9 protein-coding genes are annotated in these 10,799 nt (G+C 58.8%); 7 read left to right on the top strand and 2 right to left on the bottom strand.

The genetic code is table 11. The annotated features are described in order from the left end of the window. Nucleotides 1-3 precede the first annotated feature (3 nt). The 4 genes from FFT87_RS11400 to FFT87_RS11385 all read left to right on the top strand — a co-directional run bounded on the left by FFT87_RS11400 (nucleotide 4) and on the right by FFT87_RS11385 (nucleotide 4,317). Nucleotides 4-795 (top strand): CAP domain-containing protein, encoded by a 792-nt coding sequence (locus FFT87_RS11400; protein WP_219948831.1) that lies wholly within the window; start codon nucleotides 4-6, stop codon nucleotides 793-795. An 82-nt stretch (nucleotides 796-877) separates the two neighbouring features. Further along, nucleotides 878-2,356, top strand: a complete 1,479-nt coding sequence (locus FFT87_RS11395; protein ID WP_219948830.1) for an SDR family oxidoreductase — start codon at nucleotides 878-880, stop codon at nucleotides 2,354-2,356. Nucleotides 2,357-2,390: 34 nt separating this feature from the next. Continuing rightward, on the top strand, nucleotides 2,391-3,317 hold the full coding sequence (locus tag FFT87_RS11390) for a ribokinase (protein WP_219948829.1): 927 nt from the start codon (nucleotides 2,391-2,393) through the stop codon (nucleotides 3,315-3,317). Nucleotides 3,318-3,381: 64 nt separating this feature from the next. Further along, a complete protein-coding gene (locus FFT87_RS11385; RefSeq protein WP_219948828.1) occupies nucleotides 3,382-4,317 on the top strand; it encodes a glycerophosphodiester phosphodiesterase family protein in 936 nt (311 codons plus the stop codon). Between the two features lie 34 nt (nucleotides 4,318-4,351). Here the strand turns inward: FFT87_RS11385 and FFT87_RS11380 are convergent, their stop codons facing one another. Further along, complete coding sequence (locus FFT87_RS11380) at nucleotides 4,352-5,683, bottom strand: M20/M25/M40 family metallo-hydrolase (RefSeq protein WP_219948827.1); 1,332 nt, start codon at nucleotides 5,681-5,683, stop codon at nucleotides 4,352-4,354. Between the two features lie 137 nt (nucleotides 5,684-5,820). Here FFT87_RS11380 and FFT87_RS11375 point away from each other — a divergent pair, with 137 nt between their 5' ends. The 3 genes from FFT87_RS11375 (at nucleotide 5,821) to FFT87_RS11365 (ending at nucleotide 10,096) form a co-directional block, all read left to right on the top strand. Continuing rightward, complete coding sequence (locus FFT87_RS11375; protein WP_219948826.1) at nucleotides 5,821-6,165, top strand: DUF6804 family protein; 345 nt, start codon at nucleotides 5,821-5,823, stop codon at nucleotides 6,163-6,165. A 193-nt stretch (nucleotides 6,166-6,358) separates the two neighbouring features. After that, complete coding sequence (locus FFT87_RS11370) at nucleotides 6,359-8,503, top strand: DEAD/DEAH box helicase (protein WP_219948825.1); 2,145 nt, start codon at nucleotides 6,359-6,361, stop codon at nucleotides 8,501-8,503. 132 nt (nucleotides 8,504-8,635) lie between these two features. Continuing rightward, on the top strand, nucleotides 8,636-10,096 hold the full coding sequence (locus FFT87_RS11365) for an aspartate ammonia-lyase (protein ID WP_219948824.1): 1,461 nt from the start codon (nucleotides 8,636-8,638) through the stop codon (nucleotides 10,094-10,096). An 89-nt stretch (nucleotides 10,097-10,185) separates the two neighbouring features. Here the strand turns inward: FFT87_RS11365 and FFT87_RS11360 are convergent, their stop codons facing one another. Continuing rightward, nucleotides 10,186-10,794: a protoporphyrinogen oxidase gene (locus tag FFT87_RS11360; protein WP_219948823.1), complete on the bottom strand. Its 609-nt coding sequence runs from the start codon at nucleotides 10,792-10,794 to the stop codon at nucleotides 10,186-10,188. Between the last annotated feature and the right edge of the window lie 5 nt (nucleotides 10,795-10,799).

Raw genomic sequence — 10,799 nt, 5'->3', positions numbered from 1 at the left:
CGTGTGAGTAGCGCTCTTTTTGCCCTGCTCATCGCGGCATTTGTGCTGCCTGTCTCTACAGCGGCGCCGGCAAGTGCAGCCCCCGCTGACACGATTCACTCTCTGGTGAATCAAGCGAGATGGGATTCTGGTCAGCGCGGGCTTATCCGCAATCCGGCGATGGATACTGTCGCGCTCAATTGGGCAAAACAGATGGCCGCGAATAGCACCATGGCCCATAATCCGAACTACTCGACTCAGATCCCGCAGGGCTGGAATAAGGCTGGCGAGAATGTGGCTCAGGGGTACCCAACGGCGCAAACGATGCACACTGGCTGGATGGAATCGCCGGGTCACAAGGCGAATATTCTGGGATCATTCACCGACGTCGGCATTGCGTTCTACGAAAGTGGCGGAACGACCTGGGGTGTGCAGGTGTTTGCTAACTATGCCGGAAACACCGGGCCGGCGGCTCCCGTAGCAGCACAAGCCCCCGCCGCCGAAGAGGCTCCCGCCCCGGCTCCCGAAACATCAGCAACCACGGCGCCGGCGCCCACGGCAACGGCGACCCCGGTGGCGAGCGGCCATGCCGAGGCAGCGCCCGGTGCGACGCTGGCACCGTCTTCCTCCTCTGCCAGAAATTCAGAAAACGCCGAAACCGGATCACCGTCTACGCTGTCGCCTTCCGCGATTCTGGCGAGTGCCTACAGCAAATCTTCGGCTCCGAGCTGGCTGATTACGTCTGTCTTCTGCGGCATTCTGCTGCTGGGGGCGGCCGCAGGATTTGCCGTCTGGCGCTGGCGAACTCGACGGTGAGCTGAGGGTCACTCGACGGCGGCCTCACTGCCGCCACCGGACGTTTGTGCTGCTTCCCAGTTCCGCTGTCTAATCTCGTGTCATGCGCGTTCTTGTCACTGGAGCAACAGGATATTTGGGTGGCCGACTGGTACCTCGGCTGATCGACGCGGGGCATACCGTCCGTGTTCTTGTGCGCAACCCGCGCAAGCTTCGGGACGTGCCCTGGCGCGATGATGTTGAGACGGTTGTCGGTGATCTCACTCAGGCGGCGACGCTCAGCGATGCGGTCGTCGGGATTGACGCTCTCTACTATCTGGTGCACGCGATGGGGGCTAAGGGCGATTTCGAGAAGGCCGAGCGGGCATCAGCCACGAACCTCGCGAAGGCGGCAAAGCAGGCCGGTGTTTCGCGCATCGTCTATTTGGGTGGTCTCCACCCTGAAGGAGACGTCAGTGAACTCAGTCGTCACCTACGCAGCCGTGCCGAGGTGGGGCGCATTCTTCTCGATTCTGGGGTGCCGACTATCGCTTTCAATGCCGGTGTCGTCATCGGCTCTGGTTCGGCATCGTTCGAGATGATCCGCCACCTCACCGAAGTGCTGCCCTATATGCCTGCACCCCAATGGGTGCGCAATTTCATTCAGCCCATCGCGGTGCGTGATGTTCTTTACTACCTTGTCTCGGCGCTGGCTCTAGACGAAGACCTAAATCGCAGCTTCGACATTGGCGGCCCTGATGTGCTCCGCTATGGCCAGATGATGAACGGCTACGCTCTCGAAGCTGGCCTGCACCAGCGACCGATCGCGTCTCTGCCCGTATTGACGCCGTGGCTTGCGTCTCAGTGGGTCAATCTGGTTACTCCGATTCCGCGACTTCTCGCGGTGCCGATTATCGAGTCGTTGCAGTTTGACTGCGTCGTTCGTGATCGATCGATTTCGGAATACATTCCCGAGCCCGATGGCGGGTTGACTGGCTATCGGGCCTCGGTGCGCTTGGCGCTCGTCAAAATGCGCGATGGCGAGATTGAAACAAGTTGGCAAGATGCCACCGTGGCTGGAGCGCCAAGTGATCCGATCCCGAGCGACCCCGAATGGACAGGCCACACTGTCTTTACTGATCTTCGCGAGCGGCGCACGTCGGCGGCTCCTGCTGCGCTCTGGGCAGTGGTCGAGGGCATTGGTGGCGAGAATGGCTGGTATTCCTTTCCGCTGGCGTGGGCGATGCGCGGCTGGCTCGACAAGCTCGTTGGCGGGGTTGGTCTTCGACGCGGACGTCGTCATCCGAGCTCTTTGAACACCGGTGATGCTCTGGATTTCTGGAGAGTTGAGAGCATCGATCGTGGGCACAGCCTCCGATTGCGTGCCGAAATGAAGCTTCCAGGGCGGGCGTGGCTTGAGTTGACCGTGGATGACGATGGTGATGGCGGTTCGCTCTACCGCCAGCGCGCGGTGTTCTTTCCGAGTGGATTAGGTGGGCGACTGTATTGGCTGGCGATTCTGCCCTTTCACGGAGTGATTTTCAGTGGGATGGTCAACCGGATTGTGGCGGCGGCAGAAACAGACTCAGCGGAGCAAGAATAAGTCGGGATCGTTAGTAGTGCGCTACTTTTGACGGATGTCTGGAATTGTCGTTGTCGGTAGCGCAAATATCGATCAAGTCTTTAGCGTGGATCGCATCCCGTCGCCCGGTGAAACCGTCCTTTCACACGGGGTGAGCACGGCGTTGGGCGGCAAAGGCCAGAATCAAGCCGTTGCTGCAGCTCGTGCGGGCGCTAAAACGTGCTTCGTCGGCGCGGTTGGAGCCGATAATTTTGGCGAGATGGTGCGGGCGGGGCTGACCGCCGATTCCATCGATGTTACCCAGTTGCGCACCTCACACAAGCCAACGGGCACGGCATTAATCGCCGTCGATGGCACTGGCGAGAACACCATCATTGTCGAGCCAGGAGCAAACAGTGAAGTCACTGTGCTTACCAGCGCGGATGCCGCAGCGATCAGTGCTGCGTCGGCTTTAGTGATGCAGCTGGAGATTCCGCTCAAGACTGTCGTTGAGGCAGCGCGTGTTGCTCAGGCAGCGGAAACTCTCGTCATTCTCAACGCTGCTCCCATCCAGGAGCTGCCGCGGGTGTTGCTCGATGCTCTCGATGTGCTGATTGTGAATGAGCATGAGGCGGCCGACTTGGCTCGCGATAACGATGTAGCCCCTGAGCTCGAGGGGCTAGGGCAGCGGCTGCTCGCACTCGTTCCGACGGTGATTGTTACCTTGGGCTCGAAGGGCGCGTCATTGCACCGAGTGGGTTCCGCTGAGGTGCTCGTGCCGGCTCATCGCGTAACGGCGGTTGATGCGACTGGTGCTGGCGATACTTTCTGTGGGGCTTTTGCGGCGGGCGTTATCGAGGGAATGTCGGCGGATGACGCTTTGCGATTCGCGGTTGCCGCGGCATCCATCTCTGTGGAGAATCACGGTGCGGTTCCGTCGATTCCGTTGAGGGCCGCAATCGAGACACGCGCAAAAGAATCTCGCCAGCAGGTAACGGATTGATAACAGACTCGCTATAGTGGGGGCACCGTGAACGTACGGCAACCCGACAAAGGATGGCGAGTCAATGGTGACATCGCAGAACCCGGCACCCGCATACCGTGACCAGCGCGCACGCAGGGCTGCTCTAGCGGCAGCAATCGTTACAGCGCTCACCCTCGTGCTCGTGCTCAACGCAAACGTCACTCGCGTGCATGCAGCCGGCGCTTTCGCCTCGCTTCGTTCTCCGGGAGAGGCAGCTTTCATCGCGGGGCACCGCGGAGACAAGACAGTTGCTCCCGAAAACACGCTGGAAGCCCTCGGGCAGGCACTCAACAGCGCCGCAGACTACGTAGAAACCGATGTGCAGCTGACGAACGATGGTGTTCCGGTGCTGATGCACGACTGGACGGTTGACCGAACCACAAACGGTACCGGTCCGGTGTGGCAATACAGCTATCAGGAACTCTCCGAACTCGACGCCGGGTCGTGGTTCGGCGAGGAGTTTGCGGGGGCTACCGTGCCGTCGCTGGAAGAGTTTTTGAACTTGCTGCGGTGGTCGACCAAAAATGCGATCCTCGAGTTGAAAGGTTCGTGGACCGACGAACAAGTCACGCTGGTCTCAGAACTCATCGCCCGTCACGGAGTTAACGATCACGTCATCATCGGCAGTTTCGACATCATGACGCTCCAAGCTCTGCAGCGCGTAAATCCCGAGATTCCCGGGATGCTGATTGTGCGGGACATCGTCGGTGATCCCAGCGCACTTGCCGTGGCATCAGGAGCCGTGGCGCTAGTCACGAGCAAGAAGGCGATCACGCGCAACCCCGAACTTGTTGAACTCGTTCATGCTGCCGGGCTCGGCATCCTCATTTATACCCTCAACGATTCAGAAACGTGGTCGGATGCCGTATCGCTGGGAGTCGATGGGATTGTCACTGATAGGCCGGCCGAGTTAGGGCAATGGATCGCACGCGAATTCACTGAGACCGACGATTTACCCTTGGCGACGGGCGTCCGCTAGTCACGCTAGAGCAGTTGCGTGCGAACGCGATCAGCTACAGCGACGAGATAAGTGCGCGATAGAACTCAATTCCATTCAGGTAACTACTGATGAGCATCCGTTCGTTTCGCGCGTGAAGGGTGTCGCGAACGTTACGGGCCATAGCAAAAGGGGTGAACCGGTAGACGCCCTTGCTGATCCGAGTGAAATGGCGGCTGTCAGTGGCCCCGTTTTGCACGTACGGAGTGACGATGGTTCCCGGGAAGCTTTTCTCGATGGTCGATCGAAGCAGTTCCCACGCGAGGCCCGTGGTGGGTGACACGGGGGAAGGTTCGCCAGGGGATTCCACGGTAATCCGGACTCGCTTGTCCTTGATAGCGCGAGTCACGTGCGCCACCGTTGCGTCCAAAGTGGAGTTAACCGCGATCCGAACGTTGATGGTGGCGCTTACGCGTTCCGGCATCGCGTTCACGGCGTGACCGCCGTCGAGCATGGTCACCGCCTGCGTGGTCCGCAGCATTGCGGCGAGTTCGTCGCTCTTGCGCACCAAAATTGGCAGCAGTACTGGGCTCGTCCACGACACGTTGCGCAGTAGGTAGCCGGTGACACCCCCAGCATGCTCACCGAGAGTGCGCAGCAGGTCGGCACCGGTTGAGGTGAGATGCGCGGCGAAGGGACGCGAATTCAGGCGGACGATCGCTTGTGCAAGCCGAACGGATGCGGGCATCCGTGGCGGAGTAGAGGCGTGTCCGCCTGATTGATCAACTGTGAGTCGCAGAGTTGCCGTGCCTTTCTCCGCAACTCCGACTACGGCCATGGGGGCATCCACCTGGTCGAAGACATCGTCGACGATGGCTCCTCCTTCGTCTAAGACCAAGACAGGTTTAACGCCGCGAGACTGAAGTAAATCCACAATCGCCGAGGCGCCGGTGCCGTGAGTTTCCTCGTCGTGTCCAAAGCACAGATAGATATCTTGAGAAGGAACAAGGCCTTCTTCGAGTTGCGACTCAACCGCTTCAAGGATTGCGACCAGAGAACCCTTGTTATCGAGCGTGCCGCGGCCCCAAATGAGCTGATCTTCTCCCTTGCCGCTCAGCTCTGCCGCGAACGGCGGACGTTTCCAACCTTCAGCGGATGCTGCGACGACGTCATAGTGGGCTAACAACACGGAAGGTTCGGTCGACGATCGACCGCGCCAGCGAAACACTAACGAATGTTCGAGCACAGTTTCACGTTCGAGACGGCTGTGGCACAGCGGATAAAGTTTGCGGAGCGCTTGAGCGAAGCGAGTGAATTCGGGCCATTCTGTGGTTTCGGCGTTTTCGCGAGAAACCGTGGGGATTCGCACGAGCTCTTGCAAATGTTCGATAGCCAGTGCACTCTTCATACGTCGACTCTAGCGAGCAGATGGCAGGGCTCGTTTCTTGTCACCGGTGCACTTCTGCGACAGCGTTGCTGTTGGCCGGGGTGTAGCCGCCACGCTCACGTTCACTTGCTCTCGATGTGGCGGGTATATTCGAACGAGTGAGTGCAACGTATCCCAACCGACCGCGCCGAGTAGTTCTTCCGGCGGCGATAGTCGCAGTGTTGGCGCTGCTCGTTGGCGCAGCCATTATCGATACGGAGATTTTCACTGTCGTTCGCTACGTTGTGAGCATCTTGGCGCTCATTTGCGTTGTACTTGTTGCGCAAGCGCGCCAGTGGTGGTGGGCTATCGGGCTGGTTCCGATAGCGATCCTGTGGAATCCAGTATTTCCGATTGCGATCGCCGATACTCAGTTATTCGCAGGACTGCACTACGGCGCGGCTCTGATTTTCATCGTTGTCGGTGTCTTCGTGCGGGTAGTTGACTCCACAAGTCGAGGTTAATTCGCTCAAGTAGCGCACTGTCGCTGATTTTTGCGTACACTGGTAACGCATCCCTTGAGACCACCAATCGCACCGCAGTTGGGTCTGGCTCACTCGAGTAGATGTTGCCACTCAGCTAAAGTCCCATTCGTGTCAACGTCTTTGAGTCTTCGATCCGCGTGACTGAGCCGTATGCCTAGCGCCAGGAGAATAATTGACCAATCCGTCAAAGACCGATCCCTCGCAGCGCAATAAGCGACCCAAGAATTCGGGGCAGCGACAGGGCGGCACGCAACGTAGACGTACGCGACCTGGTGACGACACGGGGGTAATCCCTGTTCTGGCGCGCGCTGCGCGTGAGGTCGAAACTGCCGTGCAGAAGGGTCCGCTCAAGCCAGCGAACCGTGCCCGCTTTCAAGTCGCCGCGCTATTGCTGCGCGAAGAACGCGCTCGCGTCAAAGTTGACGCGACGTTGACGGAATCTGAACGTGCCAATGAACAAAAGCGACTCGATGGGCTCGCCGGCATTCTGGCAAAAACTGCTGCTCGTGACACCAGCCTGCTCTCGATGTTGGGGGAGGCCGCGCCGATAACGGCTGCCGCACAAGCGCTCCGTCGTGACCTGCTTCTCGCCGCTGGTGTGGAGCTGAGTCCAGAAGAGCTGATTATTTCGGCCGAGCCCAAGCCGGTCGACAAGCAAGTAGAGAAGCAGGTAGTTCCTGCGTCAGTTCGCCAGATGCAGATGGCTAACCCATTTTTGGCACCTGATTTCAGCGCCGTAGCGGCGAAGCCTGAGCATGGCAACCGCCTCGCCAACTGGGAACTTATTGACCCTCTGTTCCGTGCCTTCGAGCACGGTTCCGGTGGAGGTGGTGCCTCGATGGATCTGCCAGAGGCAGCATCACTTCACACCAGGGGAAAACTAGACCTGATGCGCCACCAGGCTCGCTTCGTTGAAGTTGTCAAACAGGGGCAGCGCACTTTCCTGCTCGCAGATGAGCCGGGGCTTGGCAAGACTGCCCAGGCTCTAATGGCAGCAGAAGCCTCGAACTCGTATCCGCTCCTCGTCGTCGTGCCCAACGTGGTGAAGACGAACTGGGAACGCGAAGTTGAGTTGTGGACCCCCGGCCGCACTGCAACGGTGGTGCACGGAGACGGTGACACTGTCGACGCGTTTAGCGACGTCGTTATCGTCAACTATGAAGTGCTCGACCGCCACGTCGGGTGGCTTGGTCGTTTCGGGTTCAAAGGCATGGTTGTCGATGAAGCCCACTTCATTAAGAACCTCAAATCTGAACGGTCGAAGCACGTGCTGAGCTTGTCGCGCAGCATCCGTGCCACGTACCCTAAAGCGCTTATGATGGCGCTCACCGGAACGCCCCTCATTAACTCGATTGAAGATTTCCGCGCAATCTGGCAGTACTTGGGGTGGATCGACGGCACGAAGCCGCTCGCCCCGCTCATGGCCAAGCTCGAAGATTCCGACCTCACCCCGGCAGACCCCGGCTTCTTTTCCGAAGCTCGGCGGGCCGTGATCGAGATGGGAATCGTGCGCCGCAAGAAAGTGGATGTCGCTGCCGACATTCCTGCACGCCGTATCGCTGACATCCCGGTTGAACTCGATGACGACCTCGGTCGCTCGATCCGGGCCGCCGAGCAAGCACTGACAGCGCGCCTCCTCGACCGGTTCACTCGAGTGCGCAATCTCAAGCCTGACGTTGCCGTCGAAGACCTCATTCGGGTGGTTGCCCATGCTGAGCTCGAAGAGTCCAAAAGCGCGACCACCGGTGAGAACGTCTTCACGATGGTTCGGCGGATCGGTCAAGCCAAAGCGACGCTGGCCGCCGATTACACGGCTCAGTTGGCGCGTTCCGTCGGCAAGGTGGTGTTCTTCGCCAAGCACATTGACGTGATGGATACCGCTGAAGCCCATTTCGCTAAAGTCGGCCTCAAATCAGTCTCGATTCGGGGCGACCAAAGCGCCAAGGCACGTCAGAATGCGATTGACTCCTTTGCCAACGATCCTGAGATCTCCGTTGTTGTCGCGTCGCTGACTGCCGCCGGAGTCGGGCTGAACTTGCAAGCAGCGTCCAACGTCGTGCTTGCAGAACTCAGCTGGACAAACGCGGAGCAAACTCAGGCCATCGACCGCGTGCACCGCATCGGGCAGGAACTTCCCGTTACAGCGTGGCGAATCATTGCCGCCCACACCATCGACGCGCGAATTGCTGAACTCATTGATAGCAAAGCGGGTCTTGCAGCACGGGCACTCGATGGTTCGGATGTCGACGTTGTTGCCGAATCCAACATTCAGCTGCAGGCTCTTTCGGCGCTGCTTCGTGACGCGATAACCGAATAACGCCGCGTTAAGAATTGACCTTCTGGTCTCCTCTTTCTCGCGGTGGTGAGGTCGCGTGACGCGTAGACTGAGACGTGTGAATGGCGCGCAGATTTCGTCGCGCCGACCGTCAACGGAGATGAGAACTACCAGTTGAGCAACGACGTTTCGCAGAGTACCGCTACCCGAATTGAATCCGACTCTCTCGGTTCTTTAGAAATTCCGGCAGATGCTTATTGGGGAGTTCACACTCTTCGAGCGATGAAGAATTTTCCGATAACGAGACGTGCGATTTCCGTTTATCCTGACCTCGTGCGCGCCTTGGCGCATATCAAACAAGCGGCGGCTCGCGCTAACGCTGATTTGGGTGTAATTGAGTCCAAGAAAGCACAGGCGATTGACGCCGCTTGCCAAGAGATTCTCGATGGCGCGCTGCACGCAGAGTTCTGTGTCGGTGTCATCCAGGGTGGGGCTGGCACCTCAACCAACATGAACGCCAATGAGGTCATTGCCAACCGGGCGCTCGAGATTCTTGGCCACCAGAAGGGCGAGTACTCGTTCCTTCATCCTATTGACGATGTGAACCGCAGCCAGAGCACGAACGACGTGTACCCGACAGCGATCAAGCTCGCGATGGTGTTTGGCGTGCAGCGACTGCTCGCCGAGCACGAGTTGCTGTCCAATTCCTTTGCGGCGAAGGGCCGTGAGTTCGTCAGTATCCTCAAAATCGGTCGAACGCAGATGCAAGACGCGGTTCCGATGACGCTGGGCCAAGAGTTCACTGGTTTCTCGCACACTCTCGAAGAAGACCACGCTCGGCTCACCGATGTCATGCCATTCATGAGCGAGATCAACATGGGGGCCACGGCAATCGGCACCGGTATTACTGCCGACTCTCGCTATGCGGAAGCTGTGCGTCGGCACCTGACAGATGCCACCGGAATTGAAATGAAAACGGCGTTCGATCTGATCGAAGCGACCAGTGACGTCGGAATTTTCATGTCCCTGAGCGGAATTCTGAAGCGCTCTGCTGTCAAGCTGTCAAAGATTTGCAACGATCTCCGTTTGCTGTCTAGCGGCCCGCAGGCCGGATTCGGCGAGATCAACCTCCCGGCCAAGCAGGCAGGCTCGTCAATCATGCCGGGCAAGGTAAACCCAGTTATCCCGGAAGTTGTCAACCAAGTGGCGTTCAGCGTCATCGGAGCGGATGCCACGGTCACGGCTGCGGCTGAAGCCGGCCAATTGCAGCTCAACGCCTTCGAGCCTGTCATCGCGCACTCACTTCTCCAATCGCTCGCTTGGATGACAAACGCGTGCCGCACGTTGCGCGAAAACTGCATTGATGGCATCACCGCCAATGAAGAACGTCTCGCAGCCCAGGTCGAGTCGAGTGTTGGTGTTGTTACGGCACTCACCCCATATATCGGCTACGCCGCTGCGGCAACACTGGCGCACACAGCATTGACAACCAATGCCTCGATCGCGCAACTCGTGGTCTCTGCCGGCCTCATGAAGGAAGAGGACGTCGCGCGTGTACTCACTCCGGAACGACTCAGCGGTGTTTCGCCCATGACCGCAGCGATAACGCTTCCGTGGCTGGCCGAAGAAGAATAATCACGCACTAACGCAGAAGACGCCGTGCTCCTCCTAGTGAGGAACTCGGCGTCTTCTTACGTTAACGGTAGGTACTCGCGCGCACCGTGCTACTTCTGTGCGGTATCTACACCGTTCTCTGTAGCGTCGTCATCGTCATCGTCATCGTCATCGAGAGTGGCGAGTGCTTCGTCACGTGCTTTGCCAGCACTGAGGAAAGCGCGATCAATTGCGGTCTCGCCACGTTCGCGCAATTCAGATGCAGTCTTCGTTGCGTTGTCGCGAACATCGTCTGCGGTTTCGGTAACACGACCGACGGCACCACGAGCAGTCTCTGATGCCCGATCGGTAAGTTCTTTCGCGGACTCGCGAGCGTTTCCGGCGATTCTCTTAGCGGTACCGCTTGCCGACTCCGCGAGTTCTTTCGCGGTCTCGCGAGCAGAACCGGCAAGGTCACGAGCATTCTCGGCAACATCCTTTGCCGTCTCGGTGACAAACCCCGGAGTCGCCTTCACGACGGCTTCGGCCCGATCGCGCAGGATCGGAGCTTGAGTGCGTGCATAATCTTCAACAGAAGTGCGCGCTTTCGACACTCGCGGGCTCTCCCACACTTCGGTGGCTTTGCCCTTCATCTGGTCGTAGCGTTCACGCCCTGCGCGTGCGCCAACAACGTAACCGACAGCGATACCGAAACCGAGAATCAAGAGTCTTGCGTTCATGAGTC

This window comes from Salinibacterium sp. M195, assembly GCF_019443965.1.
Lineage (GTDB): Bacteria > Actinomycetota > Actinomycetes > Actinomycetales > Microbacteriaceae > Rhodoglobus.
The sequence above is the reverse complement of the archived record's forward strand: the minus strand, read 5'-3'. Positions and strand labels throughout refer to the sequence as shown.

Bases quoted from the DNA above. Each gene is read 5' to 3' on its own strand.
- FFT87_RS11360 (WP_219948823.1), bottom strand. From the start codon at position 10,794: ATGAACGCAAGACTCTTGATTCTCGGTTTCGGTATCGCTGTCGGTTAC.
- FFT87_RS11395 (WP_219948830.1), top strand. From the start codon at position 878: ATGCGCGTTCTTGTCACTGGAGCAACAGGATATTTGGGTGGCCGACTG.
- FFT87_RS11385 (WP_219948828.1), top strand. From the start codon at position 3,382: ATGGTGACATCGCAGAACCCGGCACCCGCATACCGTGACCAGCGCGCA.
- FFT87_RS11390 (WP_219948829.1), top strand. From the start codon at position 2,391: ATGTCTGGAATTGTCGTTGTCGGTAGCGCAAATATCGATCAAGTCTTT.
- FFT87_RS11380 (WP_219948827.1), bottom strand. From the start codon at position 5,683: ATGAAGAGTGCACTGGCTATCGAACATTTGCAAGAGCTCGTGCGAATC.